Source organism: Variovorax robiniae (assembly GCF_037889955.1).
GTDB classification, from domain to species: domain Bacteria; phylum Pseudomonadota; class Gammaproteobacteria; order Burkholderiales; family Burkholderiaceae_C; genus Variovorax; species Variovorax robiniae.
On sequence record NZ_JBBKZS010000002.1, the window covers coordinates 97942 to 122507 of the forward strand.

The window sequence follows — 24566 nt, forward strand, 5'->3', positions numbered from 1 at the left end:
CGCCACAATCGCCATGATGCGCTGGGACATCTTCTGCAAAGTCATCGACAACCATGGCGACCTGGGGGTGTGCTGGCGGCTCGCTTGCCAGATGGCAGCGCAGGGTGACAGCGTTCGGCTCTGGGTGGACGATGGCGCGGCGCTGCAGTGGATGGCGCCGACGGGACATGCCGGCGTGCAGGTGGTCGACTGGCGCGCGTCGGCGGCCGTGCTGGAGGCCGCCGCGGAGGCAGCGCCGGATGTGCTGGTCGAGGCCTTCGGTTGCGATCCGGCGCCGGAACTCATTGCGCGCTTCGCGGAGGCGGGCTCGGACGACCGGCCGCCGCGGCCCTGGATCAACCTGGAGTACCTGTCGGCCGAGCCGTACGTCGAGCGGCTGCACGGCTTGCCGTCCCCGGTGTTCCGGGGGCCGGGCGAGGGTCTGTCGAAGAAGTTTTTCTATCCGGGGTTCACGACGGCCACGGGCGGCCTGCTGCGCGAGCCGGACCTGACGTCGCGGCAGGAGGCCTTCGACCGCGCGGCCTGGCTGAGCGCGCAGGGCATCGACTGGCAGGGCGAGCGGCTGGTCTCGCTCTTTTGCTACGAGCCACCGGCGCTGGCGGACCTGCTGGGCCAGTTGGCCGCCGGGCCGGTGCCGACGCGACTGCTGGTCACGCCCGGCCGTGCGGCACGAGAGGTCGAGGCGATCACCGGCCTCAACGCGAAAAGCGCGCCATACGTGCGGGGCGCGCTGTCCATCTCCTGGCTGCCCTACCTGACTCAGCAGGACTTCGATCACCTCCTCTGGGCCAGCGACCTGAATTTCGTTCGCGGCGAGGATTCCTTCGTACGCGCGATCTGGGCCGGCGCGCCGATGGTCTGGCAGATCTATCCGCAGGACGACGACGCGCACCACGTCAAGCTGGCGGCCTTTCTGGACTGGCTGGGCGCGCCCGCTTCACTGCGCCACGGTCACCTGATCTGGAACGGATTCGAGGCCGGCCCCCTGCCCTCGCTCGACCGTGCGACGCTGGCGGAATGGCGCGCCAATGCCCAGTCCGCGCGCGAACGGCTGTTGCAACAGAACGATCTGGTGACACAGTTGCGCGGCCTGATTTCGCAAAAAAGCTAAAATTGCGGGCTTTGCGAAATTCGGGCCGGGCACTTTCCTGGACCCGCCTCACGTTTCGCTGAACCCGCCGCGGGAAATATGCAGCTTCAGGCCTTTCGTCTGCAGCCGCTCCGAGCGGCCCAACATCCAGAGACCCTGATATGAAAATCGCTCAAGAAATCCGCGCTGGCAACGTCATCATGCACGGCAAGGACCCGATGGTCGTCCTCAAGACCGAATACAGCCGCGGCGGCCGCAACTCCGCCACCGTGCGCATGAAGCTCAAGAGCCTGATCGCCAACTTCAACACCGAAGTTGTGTTCAAGGCCGACGACAAGATCGACCAGATCGTGCTGGACAAGAAGGAGTGCACCTACTCCTACTTCGCCGACCCGATGTACGTCTGCATGGACGCCGAATACAACCAGTACGAAGTCGAAGCCGAGAACATGGGCGACGCGCTGAACTACCTCGATGACGGCATGCCGGTCGAAGTGGTGTTCTACGACGGCAAGGCCATCTCGGTCGAACTGCCGACCAGCGTCGAACGCGAAATCACCTGGACCGAACCCGCCGTCAAGGGCGACACCTCGGGCAAGGTCATGAAGCCGGCCAAGATCTCGACCGGTTTCGAAGTGGGCGTGCCGCTGTTCGTGGCGCAAGGCGACCGCATCGAAATCGATACGCGCACGGGCGAGTACCGCAAGCGCGTCTGAGGCTTGCTTCGCACCAATGAAAAAGGCTCCGAAAGGAGCCTTTTTTGTTTTCGCGCGCAGCAGTCACCTGCCTCGTGGGTCTTCAGCAGATTTCGGCGACCGGCGAACCTGCCGACATGTACGCGCCTGGCTCCGCCTTCAGCGCGATCCGGCCTGCCCGATGGGCGGTGACTTGCATTTCCATCTTCATGGCTTCCATCGTGGCGATGAGGTCGCCCTGGGCGACGGCGTCGCCTTCGGACACTTTCCAGGATTGCAGGGTGCCAGCGATGGGGGCGGCGACGGTGGTGGGGTCTGTGACGACCGGAGCTCGGGGTATTGCTGCGGGCGCGGCGCCGGCTGACGCGGATTGCAGACCGCGCAGGAGTTCGGGCGGGAGCGCCAGTGCCATGCGGCGGCCGTCGATCTCGATGGCGGTGCGGACCAGGCTTGCGTCGGATGCGGGCGGCTCGCTGCGGACGGCGGCGGTCAGGGTGTTGGCGAAGTCGGTCTCGATCCAGCGGGTGTGGACGCGGAAGGTGTCGGCGGAGGTGAAGTCCTCCTGCGCCATGACCGCGCGGTGGAAGGGCAGGACCGAGGCCACGCCTTCGATGCGGAACTCCGCGAGCGCGCGCCGTGCACGGGCGATGGCCTGGGCGCGGGTGGCGCCGGTGACGATGAGCTTGGCCATCAGCGAATCGAAGGTGCCGGGCACCGTGGAGCCGGACAGCACGCCGGTGTCGACGCGCACGCCGGGGCCCGACGGCGGCTCGAACAGGCGGACCGGGCCGGGCGTCGGCAGGAAGCCGCGGGCCACGTCTTCGGCATTGATGCGGAACTCGAAGGCATGGCCGCGCGGCACGGGGGTCTCGGCGATCGACAGCGGCAGGCCGTCGGCCACGCGCAGTTGCTCGACCACCAGGTCGATGCCGGAGGTTTCCTCCGTGACCGGATGCTCGACTTGCAGGCGGGTGTTGACTTCGAGGAAGGAGATGGTGCCGGACGGGCTCAACAGGAATTCCACCGTGCCGGCGCCGACATAGCCGGCCTTGGCGCAGATGTCGCGGGCCGAGGTGTGGATGCGCTCGCGCTGGGCGTCGGTCAGGAAGGGCGCGGGTGCCTCCTCGACCAGCTTCTGGTTGCGCCGCTGCAGCGAGCAGTCGCGCGTGCCGAGCACGACCACGTGGCCGTGGGTGTCGGCGATGACCTGCGCCTCGATGTGGCGCGGGCGATCCAGGAACTGCTCGACGTAGCATTCGCCGCGGCCGAAGGCCGTGACCGCCTCGCGCACGGCCGACTCGTACAAGTCGGCCACTTCGTCCATGCGCCAGGCCACCTTGAGGCCGCGTCCGCCGCCGCCAAAGGCAGCCTTGATGGCGATGGGCAGGCCATGCTGTTCGGCGAAGGCGAGCACTTCCAGCGCGTTGTCCACCGGGCCGGGCGTGCCGGCGACCAGCGGCGCGCCGACTTCCATTGCGATCTGGCGGGCCTGGACCTTGTCGCCCAGCGCATCGATGGCGTCCGGCGGCGGGCCGATCCAGCGCAGGCCGGCCGCGATGACGGCGCGCGCGAAGCCCGCGTTCTCCGACAGGAAGCCGTAGCCCGGATGCACCGCGTCGGCGCCGCTGCGCTCGGCGATGGCCAGCAGCTTGTCGATGCGCAGGTAGGTGTCGGCGGGGCGCTGGCCGTCCAGGCCGTAGGCCTCGTCGGCCATGCGAACGTGGAGCGCATCCAGGTCGGCGTCGGCATAGACGGCGACGGACTTCACGCCGTAGTCGGCGCAGGCACGCGCGATGCGTACGGCGATCTCGCCGCGGTTGGCAATCAGGACTTTTTTCATGAGGCAGCGGTGAAGGGTTGGATGGGGTTGAAGCGCACGCTGGCGCCGATGGGGATCTGGCCCGCGCGGTCGAGGTGATGGCTGGCGACGGCGCCGATCACGGGGTAGCCGCCGGTCAATGGGTGGTCGGCCAGAAACAGCACGGGTTGGCCGCTCGGGGGGACCTGCAAGGCGCCCAGTGCCGTGCCTTCGCTCGGCAGTTCGGACGGGTTGCTGCGTGACAGGGGTTGTTCGCCGGCCAGGCGAAGGCCAACGCGGTTGGACTGCGGCGTGACCTGCCACACCTGGCTGGCCAGAAGGGCCACGGCCTCGGGCGTGAACCAGTCGGTGCGCGGGCCCATCACGACGTCGAGGGTGACGGTGTGCTCCCGCGTGGGGAGTTCGGCGGGCGGTTGCTCCGGTGTGCCAACGATCGCACCGTGGGCCACTGGCCGCACCGGCAGCAGGTCACCGGCCCCGATGGGTGCGGGGCCGACGCGAGCCAGCGTGTCTGTCGCGCAGCTGCCGAGCACTGGCGCGATGGCGAAGCCGCCGCGCACCGCCAGGTAGGAGCGCATGCCTGCTCGCGGGTGGCCCAGCATGACGCTGTCGCCGTCCGACAGTGCGATCGCTTCGTGGTCCGGCGCGGTCCATTGCGCACCGCTGACCGAAGTGACTTCAATGGGCGCATCGGCGCCGGTGAAGGCGATCACGGCCTCGCCGCGGCAGACGAAGTGGAAGCCGCCATCGACGATCTCCACGCAGGCTGCATCGCTGGCATTGCCGACCAATCGATTGGCTGCGCGCAAGGCGCCCTGATCGACCGCGCCCGATGCCGACACGCCCTGCCCGGCCTGGCCATGGCGACCGGTGTCCTGGAACAGGGCCTGCACACCGGGGCTGAGGATTTCCAGCGCGGCGCCTCCGGAGGCCTCTTGGGCAATGCGCGCCGCGACGGGCCGGGCCACCGATGCCGGCAAGGCCAGCGCAGGCCGAACCGCCTTGTCCACAAAGCGCACCTGGAAGCCCGGCTGGAGCAAGGCTGGCACCTCGCGGCCCAGGTCCCACATCGGCAAGTCCGTCACGCCGATGATCTGCCAACCTCCGGGGCTGGCCTGCGGATAGATCCCGCTGAACGGCCCGGCCAGTCCGACGGCGCCGGCCGGGATGCGCGTGCGCGGCGTGGTACGGCGTGGCACGTTCAGCAGCGGATCGCCGCCGCTCATGTAGGCAAAGCCCGGCGCGAAGCCGGTGAAGGCGACGGTGTACTCGCCGGCGGTGTGGCGGCGGATCACTTCCTCACGCGGGATGCCCAGCATCCGCGCGACCTCGTCGAGGTCCTCGCCGCTGTAGTCGACCGGGATTTCGATCCGGGTGGCGGCGCGCTCGACGCGTGCGTCCAGGCTGCGTGCGCCGATGCGTTCGACCAGCGCGGCCTGCGAGACCTTCGCAGGCCGATAGCGGACCAGCAGCGTGCGTGCCGCCGGCACCAGTTCCTCGATACCGGCGATGGGCTCGGCCTGCAAAGAAGCCAGCAGCGCCAGCGTTTGGGCGAGGTCGTCGAGCTCGACCAGCAAGGCGTCGAGGTTGACCGGGAGGAAACGCATCATGAATGCGCCTGCGCGACCGGCGCATCGACAAAGGATTGCACGCGCACACCCGAGCGCTCGAGCAGCGCGCGCACTTCCCGCGCCATCTCGACCGCGCCAGGGCTGTCGCCATGCACGCAGATGGAGTCGGCCTCGATGCGCACCGTGCTGCCGTCGATGGCGGTGACGACGCCCTCGGTCGCCAGGCGCAGCATGCGCGCGGCCACCTCGTTCGCGTCGTGCAGCACGGCGCCCTTCTCGCGCCGCGAGACCAGCGTGCCATTGGGCGTGTAGGCACGGTCGGCGAAGGCCTCGGCCACGGTGCGCAGGCCGCTTTCCTGGGCCCAATCCAGCAGCGGCGAACCGGCCAGCCCGACGAGGTACAGGCTGGCATCGATCGCGCGGATCGCCTCGATCACGTCGCGCGCCTGCCGCTCGTCATGCGCGATGGTGTTGTAGAGCGCGCCGTGCGGCTTGACGTAGCGCACCGTGGTGCCCGCGACAGCAGCCAGACCCTTGAGCGCGCCGATCTGGTAGATCACGTCGGCCACCAGGTCGGCACTGGCCACGTCCATGTTGCGGCGGCCGAAGCCGGCCAGGTCTGGATAGGCCACATGCGCACCAACCGTCACGCCCTGCCGGGCCGCGGCGCGCAAGGTGCGCAGGATGCCGGCGGCGTCGCCTGCATGAAAGCCGCAGGCCACGTTGGCACTGCTGACGATGCCGAGCATGGCGTCATCGTCGCCCATGCGCCAGGCGCCCAGGCTTTCGCCGAGATCGCTGTTCAGATCCATATCAGTTCCTTGAGGGGTTCAGAAGGCGTGAAGATTTCGTGGCGAGGGCGCCGAGGTCCGGTCTTCGGCGCGCAACCGCACTCTTGTGCGATGACAACGAAGTTGCGGCAGAGGCCGGCAACTGCGCGAAGCGCTTGTCAAGCCGGAGCCGAGACCGCGGCCCCGGTGTCGATGGCCGCGGCAGAAGGATTCACACCTTCTTCAATCCACCTTGATGTTGGCGTCGTCGATGACTTTCTTCCACTTGGCGGAGTCGGTCTTGATCAATTCAGTCACCTTGGACGGTGCACCGCCGACCACGTCGAGGTTCATCTCGTCGAGCTTGGCCTTGACGTCCTTCTCGGCCAGGATCGCGTCGATCTCATGGTTGAGCTTCGTGACGATTTCCGGGGGCGTGCCGGCCGGGGCCATGAAGGCGTACCAGAAGGTCATGTCGAAGTCCTTGCCGCCGGATTCCGATACGGTCGGCAGGTCGGGATAGGTGGAGAGGCGCTTGGTGGTCGTCACCGCCAGCGCGCGCAGGCGGCCGCCCTTGACCATGGGCATCGCCTCCGGCACCAGCGCCATCATCAGTTGCACCTGCCCGCCCATCACCTCGTTCAAGGCGGGGGCGCCGCCCTTGTAGGGCACATGTACCGGATCGAAGCCGTTCTGCTTCTTGTAGTACTCCATGCCGAGGTGGCTGGGCGTGCCGGCGCCGGCCGAGGCATAGCTGACCTCACCCGGCTTGCTCTTCAGGTAGGCGCCCAGTTCCTTCATGTTCTTGGCCGGCACCGACGGGTGCACGACGACCACGCTGGGCACCGTGGCCGCCAGCACGATGGGCGCGAGGTCCTTCTGCGGGTTGTACTGGATGCGAGAGCCGTAGAGGCCCGGATTGACCGCCAGGCCGCTGAGCGTGGACAGCAACAGCGTGTAGCCGTCCGGCGCGGCCTTGGTGACGCTGGTGATGGCGATCTGCTCGCTGGCGCCCGGCTTGTTGTCGACCACCACGGGCTGGCCCAGGCGCTTGCCCAGCTTTTCCGCGACCACCCGGGCCAGGGTGTCGGTGGAGCCGCCGGCCGCATACGGCACGACGATCTTGATCGCCTTGGTCGGATAGTCGGCGGACCAGGCCGGCTGGGCGCCGGCGAGGAACACCGCGGCGGCGGCGAGAACACGCAAGGTAGAAGAGGTCATCGGAGGCTCCGGTTTTGGCTTGTGGGATGTGACAGCGAAAGGGTGGATGGCTCAACCATCGTGAACTTTTGGTTGATTCAAACAGGATGTATTGTTGAACAATCAAGAAAAATTGGAAGACAAGACTAGGCCAAACTTCTAGGGAGATACCCGAGCACTGTTGAACAATCCGGCACCGACTCTGTTACAACCCAGATCCCATGACCGCGCCCGACACCCCCTCCCCCGCCGCCCGGACGCTCAGCGAGCGCATGGCCGAGCAGGTTCGACAGAAGATCACGCAGGGCGAGTTCCTGCCCGGCCAGCGTCTGTCGGAGCAGGCCTTGAGCGAGAGCCTGGGCATTTCGCGCAACACCCTGCGCGAGGTGTTCCGCATGCTGACCAAGGACGGCCTGGTGAAGCATGCGCCGAATCGCGGCGTCTTCGTGGCCATCCCGAGCATCGCGTCGATCATCGACATCTATCGGGTGCGCCGGCTGATCGAGTGCCAGGCCTTGTCGCAGGCCTACCCACGCCATCCGGCCAAGAAAAAGATGCGTGAGGCAGTGGAAACGCAATTGCGCTGCCGCAGCGAAGGCGACTGGGTCGCCGTGGGCACGGCCAACATGGCCTTCCACATGGCCATCGTGGAGCTGGCCGACAGCGAACGGCTCAACCAGCTGTTCGCGCCGGTGCTGGCCGAACTGCGCCTGGCCTTCGGCTTCCTGCGCGACGCCGAATTCCTGCACGCGCCCTACGTGGAAATGAACGTGAAGATCGTCGAGCTGGCGGAGGCCGGCAAGTTCGCCGAGGCGGCGGCGGAACTCAACGAGTACCTGGTGCACTCGGAGCGCATCGTGCTCGCGGTCTATGCGCGGCACATCTCCGAGGGCGGCTGGGGGAGCTGAACGGCCGAGGCTGCCCGGTCCCTGGCCGTTTGACGGGCCCTACTTTTCGTCTGCCAGCGCGCGCAACACGTCCAGCAACACGTTGGCACCGTGCACGAGGTCCGCGGGCGCGGTGTACTCGCGCGGGTTGTGGCTGATGCCCTGCTGGCTGGGCACGAAGACCATCGCCGTGGGGCAGATGCGCGCCATCATCTGCGCATCGTGGCCGGCGCCCGAGGTCATTCGGCGACGGGACAGGCCGCGGCGGGCGGCCGATTGCTCGATCAGGCCCACGATGCGCGGGTCGAAGCGCACCGGTTCGAAGCGGGCCAGCGGGCGCGTTTCGATGCTCACCGATTCGCGCTCGGACAAGGCCTGGAGGAACCCGGCCAATTCGGCCTCGGCGCGTTGCAAGGTCGCCTCGTCCGTGTGGCGCAGGTCGACGGTCAAGGTGGCGCGCGATGCGATCACGTTGACCAGGTTCGGATGCAGTTGCAGCGAGCCGACGGTTGCCACCTGACTGCCGCCGTAGCGTTGCGCCAGCTCTCGCACGAACACCGCGATGGCGGCCGCGGCATAGCCCGCATCGCGGCGCAGGTGCATGGGCGTGGTGCCCGCATGGTTCGATTGGCCGGCGATGGTGATCTCCTGCCAGGAGATGCCCTGCAAGTCCTGCACCGCGCCGATGGTGATGCCTTCGGCTTCCAGCACAGGGCCCTGTTCGATGTGCAGTTCGACGAAGGCATGGGGCAGGATCGCGCCGCAAGGCATGGCGCCCGCGTAGCCGATGCGCGCAAGCTCCGCGCCGAGCACGCTGCCATCCGTGCCGATCGTGGCCAGCGCCTGATCCAGCGGATAGCCGCCCGCATGGACCAGCGAACCCATCATGTCGGGCATGTAGCGCACACCCTCTTCGTTGGTGAATGCGGCAACGACGATAGGGCGATGCGTCCGGATGCCACCTGCATTCATCACGCGGACCGCCTCGAGCCCCGCCATCACGCCGTAGCAGCCGTCATAGCGGCCACCGGTCGCCACGGTGTCGATGTGCGAGCCCATCATGACGGGTGCAGCATCGGCCTGCGCACCTGCGCGGATGCCGAAGATGTTGCCGATCTGGTCGATGCGCACGTCGAGGCCCAGTTCGTTCATCCAGCGCACCAGGAGGTCGCGGCCGTCGCGGTCGGCGTCGGTCAGTGCGATGCGGCAGACGCCGCCCTGCGGGGTCGCGCCGACTTCGGCATGGGCGGCGATGCGACGCAGCAGCGCGTGTTCGTTGATGTCCGTGCGGGCGCCAAAAGCGGCTTGTGCGGCCAGCACATCGGCGGGCGATCGGTCGGTGAGTTCCCGGTACACGGAGGGTGCTGTCGCGCCTTCGGTGTTGATGAGGAGGATGCGCGAATCGCTGGCGAGCCCGACTTGCTGACGCAGCGACGGTGCACCGGCCAACACTTGCAGCGCGGCCAGGCCTGCGGCGCCGGACTCGCCGCTCAACACAGGCACGTCGCCTCCCGCGCTTTCGGCCAGGGTGCGCATCGCATGCACCGCTGCGTCGTCAGGGATCGTCATGAAGAAGTCGACGGCGGGGTCCAGGAAGCGCCAAGCGAGGGGCGAGGTTTCGCCGCAGGCCAGCCCGGCCATCACCGAATCGACCGAGCCGGTCGCGAGTGCCGGCCGGCCCAAGCGGGCGCTCTGGAACAGGCAATCGGCCTGCTCGGGCTCGACCACGATGAAGGTGGGCCGGGCTGCGGCGAAGCGCTCGCAGAAGTAGCTCACGATGCCGGCCGCGAGCCCGCCGACGCCGCCTTGCAGGACGACGTGGGTCCAGGGGCATGCACCCTGGCCTTCGAGCAATTCGTCGACGATCGCCGCGTAGCCCTGCATCACGTCGCGCGGGATGTCTTCGTAGCCTTCGTACGAGGTGTCGGAGACCACCTGCCAGCCGTTGGCCTCGGCGAGGCGCGCGGCCTCCTGCACGGAGGCGTCGTAGTTGCCGGCGATGCGCACGATGGTCGCGCCGAAAGCCGCGATGGCGTCCTCGCGCTCCTGGCTCACGTGGGCATGCAGCACGATCACGCAACGGCAGCCGAGGCTCTGCGCGGCAGCGGCCAGCGCGCGGCCATGGTTGCCGTCGGTGGCGCTGATGACTGTGAAGTCCTTCAGCACTTGCGCATGGCGCCCGTTCAATAAATCCGCGGGCTCGAACGCATCGTCGGGCCAGCGCCGCAGCACCAATCGCAGCAACGCAATGGGCGCACCCAGCACCTTGAAGCTGCCGAGCGGCGAGCGTGCGGATTCGTCCTTGAGATCGACACTCGCTACCGACAGGCGCTGCGCCAGCCCCGGCAAGGTCCGCAACGGCGTTGCGCCGGGATTGAGTCCCGCCCAGTGCGACAGCCATTGACGGCTTTCGCGCGCCGCGGCGATGTTCATGACCTGCGCGAGCGCAGGCTCGTAGGCGCCGCGTCGGGCGCGCGTGTTGGCAATCAGCATGGTGTCTTTCAGCGCGGCAGGCGGATGCGCGCCAGTTCGGCGAAGTAGCGTGCGCCCACAGGCAGCACGGTGTCGTTGAAGTCGTAGCGGGCGTTGTGCAGCGGCACGCCACCCTGCCCTGCATCGCCATTGCCGATGAAGACGAAGGCACCCGGCACATGGCGCAGGAAGGCGCCGAAGTCTTCGGAAATCATCATCGGCTGCACGTTGGCGTCGACCTTGTCGGCGCCGACGATGGCGGTGGCGGCGGCCAATGCGGTGGGCACGCATTCGGGCCAGTTCACCGTGGGCGCGAACTCGTGCGTGTAGTCGAAGCGGCATTCGGCGCCGTGCGCCTGGCAGATGCCCATGCAGATCTCGCGCATGCGGCGCTCCAGCAGCGCCTGCACCTCGGGTGCGTAGCTGCGGGTGTCGCCCTTGATGGTCACGTGCGTCGGGATGGCATTACGGATGCCGTCGGTGATGAACTCGGTGCAGGACACGACCGCCGACATGCCGGGGTCGACCGAACGCGCCACCACCGTCTGCAGCGCCACGACGATCTCCGCGCCGATCACCAGCGGGTCCACGCCCATGTGCGGCCGGGCCGCATGGCCGCCGCGACCGGTGATGCGGATCACGAAGTTGTCCTCGCTGGCCATGATGCCGCCGCTGCGCGTGGCGAAGTGGCCGGCCGGCATGCCGGGCATGTTGTGCGCGCCGTGGATCTCGTCGACCGGAAAGCGTTCGAACAAGCCGTCGTCCATCATCGCCTTGGCGCCCCGGCCATGTTCCTCGGCGGGTTGGAAGATGAAGCGCACGGTGCCGTTGAAATCGCGCCGCTCCGCCAGCAGTTGTGCCGCGCCCAGCACCATCGACATGTGCCCGTCAGGGCCGCAGGCATGCATGCGGCCCGGTGCCTGCGAGGCATGCGCGCGGCCTGTCGCATCCTCGGTGATGGCGAGTGCATCCATGTCGGCGCGCAGCCCGATCGTGCCCTGGCCGTCGCCCACCTTGAGGTTGGCGACGACGCCCGTGCCGCCGATGCCGCGATGCACCTCCAGGCCCAAGGCATTGAGCACGCTGGCCACATAGTCGGAGGTCTTCTTCTCCTCGAAGCCGGTCTCGGGATGGCGGTGCAGGTGATGGCGCCAGCGCACCAGTTGCTGGTCGAAGTCTTCGGTGGTCATGACCACGATCTTAGGAACGGCCGTGCGAGTGGATTTACCATTCGCGCCCCGCTTTTGCTTCATTTCGCCCGACTTCGCCCCTCGGATGAAACAGACACCGCATGAACCTCGACCGCCTGGACACGCAGATCCTCGACCAGTTGCAGCAAGACGCTTCGCTGCCCCTGCGCGCACTGGCCGACAAGCTCAACGCCTCCCCCGCGACCTGCCAGCGCCGCATCGCCCAGCTCAAGGCCTCCGGCGTGCTGCTCAAGCAGGTGGCGATCGTGGACCGGTTGAAGGTCGGACGGCCGCTCACGGTGTTCGTCTCGGTCGAGTTGGACAAGCAGAACGATGCCTTGCTGCGCAACTTCGAGAAGCGCATGAGCGCGGAGCCCGACGTGATGGCCTGCTACGAGGTGTCGGGCGAATTCGACTTCCTGCTCGTGGTCAATGCGGCGTCGATGGAGCGCTACCACGCCTTCACGCGCGAGGTGTTTTCGTCGAACAACAACGTGCGCAACTTCAAAAGCACCTTCGCGATGAATTGTTCGAAGTTCGAGACGCGGATACCGCTGGCCTGACCTCCGCAATACAGGGGTTGGCCCACATCCTGCAACGCGCACAATCAAGTCAACTTTCGTCAACGCTCAATGCCATGAACAAGACCCATAACCTCCACGACAAGCGCCTGGCCGACGCATGGGCCACGCTGCAAACCCACGCCGACCAGGGCCTGCCGCTGGACCCGGACCCCTCGCGCATCGCCTTCGCCGACCCCGAGTTCCTGTTGCGCCGCGAAACGCGCGGCATCCGCATGCAGCTGGAGTTGATGAAGCCCGACCTGGAAATGCGCAAGCACGGCATCGAGAACACGGTGGTGGTCTTCGGCAGTGCGCGCTTTCGCAGCGAGGAAGAGTCGCGTGCCCTCATCGCCCAGGCCGAGGCAGCCGGCGACGCGCCGCTGGTCGATCGCCTGCGCAAGCTCGCACGCGGCTCGCACTACTACGAACAGGCCCGCGCCTTCGGCAAGCTGGTCGCCGAGTACAGCAATGGCAAGGACCCGGAGGACAAGCTCTTCATCTGCACCGGTGGCGGCCCCGGGATCATGCAGGCGGCCAACCGCGGCTCCTACGAAGGCGGCGGCCTCAACGTCGGCCTGGCCATCGCGCTGCCGATGGAAGAGGCGGCCAACCCCTATGTCACGCCGGCGTTGAGTTTCAAGTTCCACTACTTCGCCATCCGCAAGATGCACTTCATGATGCGGGCGAAGGCGCTGGTGGCCTTCCCGGGCGGCTTCGGCACGATGGATGAACTCTTCGAGATCATCACGCTGGTGCAGACGCGCAAGTCCAAGCCGGTGCCGATCGTGCTGTTCGGCTCCGACTACTGGAAGCAGTTGGTGAACTTCGACTTCATGGTGGACGAAGGCGTGATCTCGCCCGGTGATGTCAACCTGTTCGAGTACGTCGATGCACCCGCCGATGCCTGGGACTACATCAAGAAGTTCTACAAGCTGTGATCGGCGGGCGGTGGGGGCACCTTCAGCCCCCACACCGCCCGGGTCCCCGCGGCCACGATGCCGCCCACCAGCCAGAACACGCCCGCGATGCCGATCAGCGAACCGGCCGCGCCGAACAGCATCGGCATCGCGACGCTGGACGCATTGAGCGTCATCACGCGCAGGCCCAGCGCCTCGCCGTGCCGCGCATGCGGCGTGATCTGGTGCAGCATGCTCATCACCATCGGCTGCACAGCGCCGAGCGCGATGCCCAGCGCGACCGAGCAGGCGCCCATGCCGAGCGCCGTGGTCATCAGAGGATAGACAGCGAACACCAGCGCCGTGATGATGTTCGACGCGGTGATGACGGTGCGCTCCTTGAGATGCGAAGCCACCATCGGCAGCACCACCCGGATGGCCGCCGCGGCCACCGCGAAGGCGCCGAGCACCGCGCCGATCACCGACGCGCTGAGGCCGCGATCGTGGCCGAGCAGCGGCAGCACGAAGGTGTGCACGTCCCATGAGGCGGACTGCAGCCAGTTCACGAACAGCAGGCGTCGAAACATCGGCTGGCTCAGCAAGTCCCAGGCGCGCGGCTTTGGCCCACCGGCGGGCGCGCGCATCATCGGCAGTTCCGGCGTGCCGCGGGCCAGCAGCCAGCAGATGACCGGCAACACGGCGAGCAACACGAAGGCCGTGCGATAACCAACGAGGTCGCCAGGCACGCTGCCCGCATGGTCGATCAGGAGGCCGGTCGCAAAGGGGCCGACGAAGTTGGCCGCGGCCGGCGAGATGGCCAGCCAGCTGAAGACCTGCTTGAGCTGCGTCGGGTTGGCCGCGGCCCGGCCCACGTGACGCTGCAATGCGATCAATGCGATGCCGGTGGCCCCGCCGGTCAGCAAGGCCGCAAGGCAGAGCACCGGCAGCACCGGGAACAAGGCGGCCAGCGCGGCGCCCGAAGTCGCGGCCACCACCGCGATCTGCAGCGGCAGCCGCAGCCCATGTCGATCGGCGAAGCGCCCGGCGGGAAGCGCGAGGAACACCTGCGTGAGCGCGAACAAGGACAGCAGCACGCCCACCGTCGCGGCACTGTGGCCCTCCTTCAATGCCAGGAGCGGCGACGCCAGCCGCGTACCCGTCATGGCGGCGTGCAGGCAGACTTGCGCGACGATCAGGCGCAGCAGTTCAGGCGTCATCGCGCCCCTGCCGGATCGGCTTGTCTCGCCCGCGCGGCGTCGCGCAAGGCCTTCATGTCCGGGGCGGATCTTCCGGAAGGCCGATCAACGGCAGCCCGGGCTCCGGCGCTTCGAGGCCCGACTCCGGGATCGCCGCATCCAGCGTGGCCGCGCTGAACGTCTTGGTCGGCTTCACGCCCAGCGCGCGCAGCATCTCGGCCTGGCGGATCGCATTGCCGTTGCCGCTCCTGAACTTCTTGAAGGCCTCGCCATAGGCGGCCTGCGCCTGGTCGAGCGACTTGCCGACGCGCTCCAGGTCGCCGACGAAGGCGGCCAGCTTGTCGTACAGCTCGGCGCCGCGCTTGGCGATGTCCTGCGCATTGCGGCTCTGCTGCTCCTGCCGCCAGAGGTGCGCCACGGTGCGCACCACGAACAGCAGCGTCGACGGGCTGACCAGCAGCACGTTGCGCGCCCAGGCATCCATGAACAACTGGTCGTCGGCCGACACGGCCAGCATGAAGGCCGGCTCGATCGGCACGAACATCAGCACGAAGTCGAGCGACTTCAGGCCGTAGAGCTGTTCGTAGCGCTTGCTCGACAGCCCATCGATGTGCGTGCGGACCGACGCCAGGTGCCGGCGCTGCGCCGAATGCCGTTGCTCGTCGGATGCCGCGCTCACGCATTCCTCATACGCGAGCAACGACACCTTGGCATCGACCACGAGCTTGCGGTCTTCAGGCAGGTGGATGATGACGTCGGGCTGCGCGCGCGTGCCGTCTTCGCGGGTGTGGCTCTGCTGGACGTGGTACTCGATGCCGCGGCGCAGACCCGATGCTTCCAGCACACGCTCCAGGATCAGCTCGCCCCAGTTGCCTTGCGTCTTGGACGAGCCCTTGAGCGCCTGCGTGAGGTTGCGGGCCTCGGCGCCAAGCAACTGGTTGAGTTCCATCAACTGCGTCACCTGCTGCGCCAGCGCGGAGCGCTGCTTGCCCTCGGTGTCGTAGAAGTGCTCGACCCGGCCCTGGAAGTCGGCGAGCCGCATGCGCAGCGGATCGAGCAGCGCGCCCAGGCTGCTCTGGTTCTGCTCCACGAAGCGCTTGCTCTTCTCTTCCAGGATGTCGTTGGCCAGCGCCTTGAACTGATTGGCCAGCGCCTCGCGCGCTTCATGCAGGTAGGCGAGCTTTTCCTCGGCCTGTTCGCGTTGCAGCGCCTGCACCTTGTCGGCCTCGTGCCGGTCCGCTTCCATCTGCGTCTTCAATGCAGCGACCTGGGTACGCAACGCATTCGCCTCGTTGCGCAGCGCGTCGTGCGCGCCGCGCTCCTGCGTCAGCGCCTGGTCGAGCACCGGCACGCGCTCGGCGCGCTCGGCCAGTTGGGCGCGCTCGTCGCGCACCTGGTCCAATGCGTCCCGCCAATCATCGGCCTGGGCGCGCAGGTCGGCGAATTCAGCGTGCAGCGTGCCGAGTTCCGTTTCCAGGCCGCGCGCGCGCTCCTGCGCCACCGCGATCTGCGGGCGCAGGCTGCCTTCGGCCTCCGCCGCTGCCATCTGCAATGCCTGCGCACGGGCATCGTCGACCTGCTCCTTCAACGCCTCCTGCGCGCTGCGCCGCGCCGACGCGCCGCCGAACAACCAGCCCGCCAACAAACCCACCAGCAGTGCCACCGCCGCCAGCGCGACCGGCATCAACCATGCATTCCAATCACTCATTCAACGCGTCTTCTCTTCTGTTCAGGACTTGGCGGCAAGCGCCGCGGGATTGAGCGGGCTCACCGCCTTGCCCTGGGTGAGGAAGCCGATGAGGTTGGCGGTCGCCAGGTCGGCCATGGCATGCCGCGTGGGCACGGTGGCGCTGGCGATGTGCGGCGTGAGCACGACGTTCGGTACGGTCAGGAGGTCCGGGTGCACCTTGGGCTCGCCTTCGAACACATCGAGGCCGGCGGCGGCGATGCGCTTCTCGCGCAGGGCCACGGCAAGCGCCGCGTCGTCGACGATGCCGCCGCGCGCGATGTTGATCAGCGTGGCGGTCGGCTTCATCAGCGCGATCTCGGCCGCGCCGATGGTGTGGTGCGAGGCCGGGCTGTAGGGCACGACCAGCACGACGTGGTCAGCCGTCTTCAGCAAGTCTTCCTTGCTCGCATAGCTGGCCTTGCATTCGGCCTCCATCGACGCATCGAGGCGCGAGCGGTTGTGATAGATCACCTTCATGCCGAAGCCATGCGCGCCGCGCCTGGCAATGCCCTGCCCGATGCGACCCATGCCAATGATGCCCAACGTGCTGCCGTGGATGTCGGCGCCGGAGAACATGTCGTAGGCCCACTTGGTCCATTTGCCGGCGCGCAGGAAATGCTCGCTCTCGGCGATGCGCCGCGCGGTCGCCATCAGCAGCGCGAAGCCGAAGTCGGCGGTGGTCTCGGTGAGAACGTCAGGCGCATTGGTGCCGAGCACGCCGCGTGCGGTCATCGCGTCGACGTCGAGGTTGTTGTAGCCCACGGACATGTTGGAAACGATCTTCAGCCCCGGGCAGGCGTCCAGCACTTCAGCATCGATGCGCTCCGTGCCGGAGCTGAACATGCCCGCCTTGCCCTGCAGCCGGGCGATGAGTTCGGCCTTGGTCCAGAGTGCGTCCGCCTGGTTGGACTCGACCTCGAAGTGTTCCTCGAGCCGCGCGATGGTTTCGGGAAAGATCCCGCGGGCGACCAGTACCTTGGGTTTGCTCATGATGTTCAGCGAAAGAAGATGAGGGTGGAAAGAATGAAGAGCGGTAACAGGATGCCACCGGACCAGGCCATGTAGCCGAAGAAGCCCGGCATGCGCATGCCGCGCTCGTCCGCGATGGCCTTGACCATCATGTTCGGCGCATTGCCGATGTAGGTGCAAGCGCCCATGAACACGGCGCCGGCCGAGATCGCGGCCAGCGTGTCCGCATGCGTGGTCATCAGCGTGCCGGCATTGCCGCCGGCCGTGTTGAAGAAGACCAGGTAGGTCGGTGCATTGTCGAGGAAGGCGCTCAGCAGGCCCGTGGCCCAGAAGTACATGGCCGGGTCGGGTTGGCCATCGGCGCGGGTCACGGCGGCCACGACCGCGCCGAAGGGGCCGTGCTCGCCCGCGCGCAGCATCGCGATCACCGGGATGATGGTCAGGAAGATGCCCGCGAAGAGCTTTGCCACCTCGGCCATCGGGGCCCAGGAGAAACGGTTGTCGGCGTGCACCTTGTCGGGAGTGATCGCGAGCGACAGCAACGTGATCCCCACCAGCCCCAGGTCTCGCACGAGGCCCGGCAAGCCGACATGGGTGCCAAGGATCTCGAAGCTCACCGGCGACTTCCACAGGCCGCTCATCAGCACCAGCGCGACGATCACGCCCAGCAGCCAGAAATTGCGGGCGCCGTCAAAGCCGATGCCGGGCGTGTCCGGCGTCGGGTCCACGGGCAGCACGCCTTCCTGGCGGTAGTAGAAGCGGTCCAGAAACCAGAACAGCACCAGCAGCACGCCGACGACGAGGAGCGTTTCCGGCAGCAGGTGGCGCAGCGTCCAGAAGAAGTCGACACCGTTGAGGAAGCCGAGGAACAGCGGCGGATCGCCCAACGGCGTGAGGGAGCCACCCACGTTCGACACGATGAAGATGAAGAACACCACCACGTGCACCCGGTGCCTGCGGTTGTCGTTGGCGCGGATCAGCGGGCGGATCAGCAGCATCGATGCGCCGGTGGTGCCCATCAGGCTGGCCAGCACGGCGCCGATGGCCAGGATGCCGGTGTTGAGCCCCGGCGCCCCATGCAGGTTGCCGCGGATGTGAATGCCGCCGGCCACGGTGTACAGCGCCGTCAGCAGCACGACGAAGGGGATGTACTCGCCCACCAGCGCATGCAGCAGTTGCTCGCCCGCGAAGGGCGCTCCGTAGGCCACGCCAAAGGGCAGAAGGAACGCGAGCGCCCATGCCGCCGCGACCTTGCCATAGTGGTGATGCCAGAAGTGCGGCGCCAGCAAGGGCATCAAGGCTAGAGAGAGCAGGATGCCGGCAAAGGGCACGCCCCACAGCGGAGACAGCGCCGCGGCATCGAAGCTGGCCGCGCCGGCCAGCGTCGGGAACAGAAGGACGAAGAAGAACGTGGCGACAGCGCGGGCCACGGTCTTCACGCGGGCGCGATTTCGAACACCTGGCGCAGGTAGGCCAGGTACTTCTCGTCCTCGCACATGTTCTTGGACGGCGTGTCGGACAGCTTCGCCACCGGCTGGTCGTTGCAGCGGATCATCTTGATCACGATCTGCAAGGGCTCGTAGCCGAGGTCGTTGGTGAGGTTGGTGCCGATGCCGAAGGCCAGTTGGCAGCGCCCGCGGAACTGCTGGTAGAGCTCGATGGTGCGCGGCATGGTGAGGCCGTCGCTGAAGATCAGCGTCTTGGTGCGCGGGTCGACCCGATTGGCGACGTAGTGCGCCAGCATGCGCTCGCCCCACTGGAAGGGGTCGCCGCTGTCGTGCCGCGAACCGTCGAAGAGCTTGCAGAAGAACAGGTCGAAGTCGCGCAGGAAGGCGCTCATGCCGTACACGTCCGACAGCGCGATGCCCAGGTCGCCCCGGTACTCGCGCCCCCACATCTCGAAGCCGAACACCTGGCTGTCGCGCAGCCGCGGACCGAGCGCCTGGCAGGCTTGCAGGTATTCGTGCGCCATCGTGCCCAGCGGGATCAGGCCCAGCTTCATCGCATAGAGCACGTTGCTGGTGCCGGCGAGCTGCGGGCTGCGGTCGCCGAGGCGGGCGGGCACGGTCACCGCGCCGAGCTTGCTGCTCAGCGTGCGCAGCACCTCCTCATGCCACTCCTTGGAGAAGCGGCGGCGCGTGCCGTAGTCGGCGATCTTGAGGTCGCTCAGGCCCTCGCCCTGCAACTGCGCGATCTTGGTCTCCAGGCGGCGGCGCCCCTGCGTGAAGTCCGGGGCACGCTGCGTGTTGCGGAAGTAGACCTCGTTGACGATGGCCAGCACAGGGATCTCGAACAGGATGGTGTGCAGCCACGGTCCCTTGATGAGGATGTCGAGCTGGCCGTCGGCCTGCGGGGTGATCTGGATGTACTTCTCGTTGAGGCGGAACAGGCCGAGGAAGTCGACGAAGTCGCTCTTGATGAAGCGCATCGTGCGCAGGTAGGCCAGCTCCGGCTCCTTGAACTCCACCGAGCACAGGTGCCGCACTTCCTCGCGGATCTGGTTGGCGAACTGCGCCAGGTTGACGCCGGGGTTGCGGCACTTGAAGCGGTACTCGACGCGCGCCCCCGGAAAGTGATGCAGCACCACTTGCATCATCGTGAACTTGTAGAGGTCGGTGTCGAGGAGGCTGTTGATGATCATGGTGCAAAGCCGGGTTGTCTCTTGGGTGCCGAGTCCATTATCACGGGCGATGTCATTTGACGTCGGCGAGTGCCTACGGGCCCTTCCCTGCAAGTCCTACCGAGGTGCCACTGCCCGCGTCCCACAGTGCGTTCACCGACGGAAAACAGGCCGTCACCCCTCAACCGCAGTGATGAAGGAGCAAGCCATGAACAAGGACACCATCGAAGGGAACTGGAAGCAACTCAAGGGCAAGGTCAAGGAGCAGTGGGGCAAGCTGACCGATGACGATTTCGACGTCATCGCCGGCAAGCGCGACCAGTTGCTCGGCCGCATCCAGGAACGTCATGGCATCAGCCGCGACGAAGCCGAAAAACAGGTCAGCGAATGGGAAACGCGCGACGGCCGCGAACCCAGCGCGCTCTGGTTCGAACGCGTCTGACTCGCTTCACTCTTTCAGCAACCACCCAGGAGAAACCACCATGAAAAAACATCTGCTCATGATCGCCATCGCTTCGTCCTGCCTGCTCGGCGCACAGGCCTCCAATGCGATGACCAAGGACGAATACAAGGTCGCGAAGGAAAAGATCGAGGCCGACTACAAGGTCGACAAGGCCCAGTGCGACACGATGAAGGACAACGCCAAGGACGTGTGCATGAAGGAAGCCAAGGGCAAGGAAAACGTGGCCAAGGCCGAACTCGAACAGGCCTACCAGCCGAGCCCGGCCCATCAACGCAAGGTGGCTGAAGAGAAGGTAGATGCGCAGTACGCCGTCGCGAAGGAGAAGTGCGACGACCAGAAGGGAGCGGAAAAGAGCGCTTGCGAAAAGCAGGCCAAGGCGGATGAAGCCAAGGGCAAGGCCGACATCAAGGCCATGAAGATGTAAGCACCGTTCAGCGCTTCAGCGACTGAACGACGGCGGCCAGTTCGGGCGAAAGCTCGACTGGCCGTTGGCTTTTGCGGTCGACGTAGACGTGCACGAAGTGGCCCTGGGCCGCGGCGGTCTCGGCGCCCTCGGCGAACAGGCCGATCTCGTAGCGCACGCTGGAGCGGCCCGATTCCGTGACGCGGACCCCCGCCTCCACCGTCTGCGGGAATGCCAGCGGGGCAAAGTAGTTGCACTGCGTCTCGACCACGAAGCCGACCACCTCTCCCTGGTGGATGTCCAGCGCACCGCGCTCGATCAGCATGGCGTTGATGGCGGTGTCGAACCACCCGTAGTAGACGACGTTGTTGACGTGCCCGTACATGTCGTTGTCGGACCAGCGCGTGGGGATGGCGCGGAACACGGCGTACTGGCTGCGGTGATCGGGACTGGGCTTCGAAGGCTTTGAAAGGTTGGCGCGGGTCATGGCGAATTGTGCCCGTTACGTCCATTTACCAGCCGGATTTAGGAGGCGCCCTCTAGATTGCTGCATAGCAACAAAAAAGGGTTGCTTTGGCTGTCGGCAGGCCTATACTTCAAACCATGCTGCGGCGCAACAAAAGCGATGTCAGCACGAAGCCTCTCTTCCTCTCATCTTTTTTCTGGAGCTATCACATGGCACTGACCGCTGACCAATTCCTCGCCGCTCAAAAGGCATCTGTCGAAACCGTGTTTGGCCTGACCACCAAGGCATTCGAAGGCGTCGAGAAGCTGATCGAGCTGAACGTCACGACCGCCAAGACCGCCCTGGCCGAAGCCGGCTCCAACGCCCAGGCCGTCCTGAGCGTCAAGGACGCGCAAGAACTCCTGGCCCTGCAAGCCAGCCTGTTCCAGCCCATCGCCGAAAAGGCCGCCGCCTACAGCCGTCACCTGTACGACATCGTCCAAGGCACGCAAGGCGAATTCACCAAGGCTTTCGAAGCCAAGGCCGCTGAAGCCCAATCGACCCTGGTGAACCTGGTCGACAGCGCTTCGAAGAACGCACCCGCCGGCTCGGAAACCGCCGTCGCGATCCTGAAGAGCGCCGTGGCTGCCGCCAACAACGCTTTCGAATCGGTCCAGAAGGCTGTCAAGCAAGCCAGCGACGTCGCCGAAGCCAACTTCACCGCCGTGTCGAACTCGGCCGTGAGCGCCGCCAAGAGCACCGCGCAAACCGCGACCCGCAAGCGCGCCTAAGTATTCGAGGCTTCGGCCTCCCTTTTAGAACAAGTTGTCTCCTTGGGTCCTCCCGGATCCAATTCAGGGCTCTGTCGCAAGACAGGGCCCTTTTTTTATGTTCGTGGCGAGTGCCGGGTCCGGGCGCATCGTGCGGCGCGTCTTCGATAATCCGCGTCCTCACATCAGGAGTCATCTCTCATGCAGATCGAAGGCAAGGTTTTCATCGTGACAGGCGGCGCGTCCGGCCTGGGCGAGGGTGCGGCGCGCATGCTGGCGGCCAATGGCGGCAAGGTCGTCATCGCCGACATGCAGGCCGACAAGGGCGCGGCGGTGGCGCAGGAGATCGGCGGCGTCTTCGTCAAGTGCGACGTGAGCCAGGAAGCCGACGGCCAGGCCGCCGTGGCCGCGGCGCTGCAACTGGGCAAGCTGGTGGGCTTGGTCAACTGCGCCGGCATCGCGCCGGCCGAGAAGACGGTCGGCCGCAACGGCGCGCATGCGCTGTCGCTGTTCAGCAAGACGGTCACGGTCAACCTCATCGGCAGCTTCAACATGATCCGACTGGCCGCCGAGGCCATGAGCAAGAACGAGCCCGAATCCACCGGCGAGCGCGGCGTGCTGATCTCGACCGCGTCCGTGGCAGCCTACGACGGCCAGATGGGCCAGGCGGCCTACTCCGCGTCCAAGGGCGGTGTGGTCGGCATGACCCTGCCGATCGCCCGCGACCTGGCCCGCAACGGCATCCGCAACATGACCATCGCGCCGGGCATCTTCGGCACGCCGATGCTGTTCGGCATGCCGCAGGAAGTGCAGGACGCGCTGGCCGCCAGCGTGCCATTTCCGTCGCGGCTCGGGACGCCGGCGGACTATGCGAAGCTGGCGAAGCACATCATCGAGAACGACATGCTCAATGGGGAAGTGATTCGGCTGGATGGGGCGATTCGGTTGCCGCCGAAGTAACAAGTCCGGTTGCACCAGTAGGCCACTCTTCGTTGAAAACACGTAAAATACGGAATTCACGGAGACTACCATGCTGACCGTCCCTTCCACCGAATTCGCCAAGAACTTCGGCCACTATCGCGAAGTCGTCCAGGCCGAGCCAGTGGCCGTTACGAGCCACAACCGCGTGACCGGCTACTTCATCTCGCGCAAGGAGTTCGAGGAGCTTGTACGGCTGAAAGCTCGCGCCACAAACGCCTATGCAGTGGAGGACCTCCCTGAAGAGGCGATCCAGGCACTTGCAAGCAGCCGTATGGATTCGCGGCACGGCCCGCTGAACGACCTTCTCGCAGACTGAGCCAATGGGCTTCCCGGCACCCGAGGTGGGTCTTGTCGTGTCCTTTGCCTATCTATGGCATCACGAACAACAACGCGGGAACACTGAAGGGACGAAAAATCGCCCTTGCGTCATCGTGACTGCCGTCGAATCAGTCGATGGGCAGACCGTTGTGACGGTGTCGCCCATCACGCATGCGCAGCCACAGGACGTGAATTCGGCAATCGAGATTCCAGTACGGGTAAAACGCCACCTCGGCCTGGACGACGAAAGGTCTTGGGTGATCTTGACCGAAGTCAATCGCTTCGCCTGGCCGGGCTATGACTTGCGCCCCATTTCGACTCGAGATTCGGGAGTGGCATACGGGTTCTTGCCACCAGTTCTGTTCGACCAGATCAAGGATGGAATTTTGGCCAGGATTCGCACTGGGACGCGAACCACGACGATGAGGGAGTGAGCTTGCTTCACGTCCGCCGGTGGACAGCTTGAGCATTTGAAAACCTCTCGGGCATCAGACGCTGCGCGCCGGCTGATATCTGCCGGCCAGCACTGCGCCAACCCTACAAATGCCGCCCCGGCGGATACCAGGGCTCCTTCTTCCCGTGCCGGGCCTTGGCGCTGTGCGCCCGCTCCAGCCGCTCGTACTCCGCGATCACCTGCGCCCCCAGCAGCACCAGCGTCGCCGCGATCTCCAGGCTCAGCAGCACCACGATGGCCGTGGTCAGCGAGCCATAGACCACGTTCACCTGCGACAGCGTCGAGAAGTACCAGACCAGCAGGCGTCGCGTCACTTCCCACAGCAGCGCCGCCGTCACGCCGCCCAGCAGCGCATGCCGCCATGACAGTTGCCCGACCGGCATCACCAGGTAGAGCGAGGTCAGCATGAAAATCTCGCCGGCCAGCCCCAGCAAATACAACAGCAGCCCCGAGACACCCGACAGCGACCAGCTGTGCCCCAGCAGTTCGACGGTTTCCTGCCCGATCAATTGCAACGCGCCCGACACCACCGTCACCAGCAGCAGCCCCACGCACAGGCTCAGGATGTAGAGATACGGCATCACCAGCGACAGCAGCGCATGCCGCCGGTGCAGCGCCTTGCGGTGGTGGAAGATCACCGCCATCGCGCTCTCCAGCACGGTGAAGGCCAGCGAGCTGAAGAAGATCATCGTCAGCAGCAATACCGGCCCGAGCACGTCGCGGTGGTCCATGAAATTTGCCAGCTCCTTGACGATCGCCTTGGACTGCCCCGGCAGCAGCCACTCCAGGTAGCGCCCGATGGTGCCCAGCAGTTCGTGCTCGCCGATGAAGTGCGACATCGCCATGACAACGACGATCAGGAGCGGCACGATCGACAGCAGCGCGTAGTAGGCGACAGCACCCGCCAGCAGCAGGCCCTGGTTCGCCTTGAAGGCCTTCAGCGCACCCCACGCGAAGCGCAGCGGGTGCCGCATGAAAGGCGGGGCGTTGGCGAGCGGGTTGCGCATCATCGTCGGTGCAGTATGCAGCCGCCGGACGATGGCATGAAGCCTTGCGTATCATCTG

At 66.3% G+C, this 24566-nt stretch carries 24 protein-coding genes and 1 pseudogene; 11 read left to right on the top strand and 14 right to left on the bottom strand.

Annotation, left to right across the window (positions count from 1 at the left end):
• Positions 1-16: 16 nt before the first annotated feature.
• Together earP and efp are read left to right on the top strand one after the other, a co-directional pair.
• Positions 17-1111, top strand: a complete 1095-nt coding sequence (earP, locus tag WKW79_RS04650) for an elongation factor P maturation arginine rhamnosyltransferase EarP (RefSeq protein ID WP_340334611.1) — start codon at positions 17-19, stop codon at positions 1109-1111.
• A gap of 140 nt (positions 1112-1251) precedes the next feature.
• A complete protein-coding gene (gene efp / locus WKW79_RS04655) occupies positions 1252-1806 on the top strand; it encodes an elongation factor P (protein ID WP_340333947.1) in 555 nt (184 codons plus the stop codon).
• Between the two features lie 82 nt (positions 1807-1888).
• On the opposite strand, the gene WKW79_RS04660 is transcribed toward efp, so the two are convergent.
• From WKW79_RS04660 to WKW79_RS04675, 4 genes are all read right to left on the bottom strand, one after another.
• Positions 1889-3625, bottom strand: coding sequence for an acetyl/propionyl/methylcrotonyl-CoA carboxylase subunit alpha (locus tag WKW79_RS04660; RefSeq protein WP_340333948.1), 1737 nt, complete (start codon positions 3623-3625; stop codon positions 1889-1891).
• Positions 3622-5211: a 5-oxoprolinase subunit B/C family protein gene (locus WKW79_RS04665; RefSeq protein WP_340334612.1), complete on the bottom strand. Its 1590-nt coding sequence runs from the start codon at positions 5209-5211 to the stop codon at positions 3622-3624. The genes WKW79_RS04660 and WKW79_RS04665 overlap by 4 nt, the downstream gene beginning before the upstream one ends.
• Positions 5211-5987 carry a LamB/YcsF family protein gene (locus WKW79_RS04670; protein WP_340333949.1) on the bottom strand — a complete coding sequence of 259 codons (777 nt, stop codon included), beginning with the start codon at positions 5985-5987 and terminating at the stop codon, positions 5211-5213. Before WKW79_RS04670 ends, WKW79_RS04665 begins: the two co-directional genes overlap by 1 nt.
• A 201-nt stretch (positions 5988-6188) precedes the next feature.
• Positions 6189-7166, bottom strand: coding sequence for a Bug family tripartite tricarboxylate transporter substrate binding protein (locus tag WKW79_RS04675; RefSeq protein ID WP_340333950.1), 978 nt, complete (start codon positions 7164-7166; stop codon positions 6189-6191).
• A gap of 251 nt (positions 7167-7417) precedes the next feature.
• Between WKW79_RS04675 and WKW79_RS04680 the strand changes: the two genes are divergently transcribed.
• Entirely contained in the window at positions 7418-8053 is a 636-nt protein-coding gene (locus WKW79_RS04680; RefSeq protein ID WP_422823835.1) for a GntR family transcriptional regulator, read from the top strand.
• Between the two features lie 39 nt (positions 8054-8092).
• On the opposite strand, the gene WKW79_RS04685 is transcribed toward WKW79_RS04680, so the two are convergent.
• The 3 genes and pseudogenes from WKW79_RS04685 to WKW79_RS04695 all read right to left on the bottom strand — a co-directional run bounded on the left by WKW79_RS04685 (position 8093) and on the right by WKW79_RS04695 (position 11694).
• Positions 8093-9349 (bottom strand): Zn-dependent hydrolase, encoded by a 1257-nt coding sequence (locus WKW79_RS04685; RefSeq protein WP_422823836.1) that lies wholly within the window; start codon positions 9347-9349, stop codon positions 8093-8095.
• Positions 9323-10525, bottom strand: a pseudogene (locus WKW79_RS04690) (diaminopropionate ammonia-lyase); the annotation flags it as partial. The pseudogene WKW79_RS04690 and the gene WKW79_RS04685, both read right to left, overlap by 27 nt.
• An 8-nt stretch (positions 10526-10533) precedes the next feature.
• Positions 10534-11694, bottom strand: a complete 1161-nt coding sequence (locus WKW79_RS04695; protein ID WP_340333952.1) for a M20 aminoacylase family protein — start codon at positions 11692-11694, stop codon at positions 10534-10536.
• 101 nt (positions 11695-11795) lie between these two features.
• Between WKW79_RS04695 and WKW79_RS04700 the strand changes: the two genes are divergently transcribed.
• Entirely contained in the window at positions 11796-12257 is a 462-nt protein-coding gene (locus tag WKW79_RS04700; protein ID WP_340333953.1) for an Lrp/AsnC family transcriptional regulator, read from the top strand.
• A gap of 74 nt (positions 12258-12331) precedes the next feature.
• Positions 12332-13195, top strand: coding sequence for an LOG family protein (locus WKW79_RS04705; protein ID WP_340333954.1), 864 nt, complete (start codon positions 12332-12334; stop codon positions 13193-13195).
• On the opposite strand, the gene WKW79_RS04710 is transcribed toward WKW79_RS04705, so the two are convergent.
• From WKW79_RS04710 to pncB, 5 genes are read right to left on the bottom strand one after another with little or no spacing between them, the layout of a single operon-like run.
• Complete coding sequence (locus WKW79_RS04710; protein ID WP_340333955.1) at positions 13183-14370, bottom strand: MFS transporter; 1188 nt, start codon at positions 14368-14370, stop codon at positions 13183-13185. The genes WKW79_RS04705 and WKW79_RS04710 overlap by 13 nt on opposite strands.
• Positions 14371-14422: 52 nt before the next feature.
• Entirely contained in the window at positions 14423-16057 is a 1635-nt protein-coding gene (locus tag WKW79_RS04715) for a DNA recombination protein RmuC (protein WP_340333956.1), read from the bottom strand.
• A gap of 21 nt (positions 16058-16078) precedes the next feature.
• Positions 16079-17068 (bottom strand): 2-hydroxyacid dehydrogenase, encoded by a 990-nt coding sequence (locus tag WKW79_RS04720; protein ID WP_340333957.1) that lies wholly within the window; start codon positions 17066-17068, stop codon positions 16079-16081.
• Positions 17069-17073: 5 nt separating this feature from the next.
• Positions 17074-18486 carry a sodium:proton antiporter gene (locus WKW79_RS04725; protein WP_340333958.1) on the bottom strand — a complete coding sequence of 471 codons (1413 nt, stop codon included), beginning with the start codon at positions 18484-18486 and terminating at the stop codon, positions 17074-17076.
• Positions 18483-19688 carry a nicotinate phosphoribosyltransferase gene (gene pncB, locus WKW79_RS04730; RefSeq protein ID WP_340333959.1) on the bottom strand — a complete coding sequence of 402 codons (1206 nt, stop codon included), beginning with the start codon at positions 19686-19688 and terminating at the stop codon, positions 18483-18485. The genes WKW79_RS04725 and pncB overlap by 4 nt, the downstream gene beginning before the upstream one ends.
• Before the next feature lie 187 nt (positions 19689-19875).
• On the opposite strand from pncB, the gene WKW79_RS04735 reads away from it, so the two are divergent.
• The gene (locus tag WKW79_RS04735) at positions 19876-20109 is read left to right on the top strand and encodes a CsbD family protein (RefSeq protein WP_213956268.1); all 234 of its coding nucleotides are present in this window, start codon (positions 19876-19878) and stop codon (positions 20107-20109) included.
• A gap of 40 nt (positions 20110-20149) precedes the next feature.
• A complete protein-coding gene (locus WKW79_RS04740; protein WP_340333960.1) occupies positions 20150-20554 on the top strand; it encodes a hypothetical protein in 405 nt (134 codons plus the stop codon).
• A 7-nt stretch (positions 20555-20561) separates the two neighbouring features.
• On the opposite strand, the gene WKW79_RS04745 is transcribed toward WKW79_RS04740, so the two are convergent.
• On the bottom strand, positions 20562-21020 hold the full coding sequence (locus WKW79_RS04745; RefSeq protein WP_340333961.1) for an acyl-CoA thioesterase: 459 nt from the start codon (positions 21018-21020) through the stop codon (positions 20562-20564).
• A 188-nt stretch (positions 21021-21208) separates the two neighbouring features.
• On the opposite strand from WKW79_RS04745, the gene WKW79_RS04750 reads away from it, so the two are divergent.
• The 4 genes from WKW79_RS04750 (at position 21209) to WKW79_RS04765 (ending at position 23481) form a co-directional block, all read left to right on the top strand.
• Positions 21209-21769 carry a phasin family protein gene (locus tag WKW79_RS04750; protein ID WP_340334614.1) on the top strand — a complete coding sequence of 187 codons (561 nt, stop codon included), beginning with the start codon at positions 21209-21211 and terminating at the stop codon, positions 21767-21769.
• Positions 21770-21949: 180 nt separating this feature from the next.
• Positions 21950-22708, top strand: coding sequence for a 3-hydroxyacyl-CoA dehydrogenase (locus WKW79_RS04755; protein WP_340333962.1), 759 nt, complete (start codon positions 21950-21952; stop codon positions 22706-22708).
• Positions 22709-22778: 70 nt separating this feature from the next.
• The gene (locus WKW79_RS04760) at positions 22779-23045 is read left to right on the top strand and encodes a type II toxin-antitoxin system prevent-host-death family antitoxin (protein WP_340333963.1); all 267 of its coding nucleotides are present in this window, start codon (positions 22779-22781) and stop codon (positions 23043-23045) included.
• 4 nt (positions 23046-23049) lie between these two features.
• Positions 23050-23481, top strand: coding sequence for a growth inhibitor PemK (locus WKW79_RS04765; RefSeq protein ID WP_340333964.1), 432 nt, complete (start codon positions 23050-23052; stop codon positions 23479-23481).
• A 103-nt stretch (positions 23482-23584) separates the two neighbouring features.
• Here WKW79_RS04765 and WKW79_RS04770 read toward each other — a convergent pair whose 3' ends face one another.
• A complete protein-coding gene (locus WKW79_RS04770) occupies positions 23585-24508 on the bottom strand; it encodes a YihY/virulence factor BrkB family protein (protein WP_340333965.1) in 924 nt (307 codons plus the stop codon).
• Between the last annotated feature and the right edge of the window lie 58 nt (positions 24509-24566).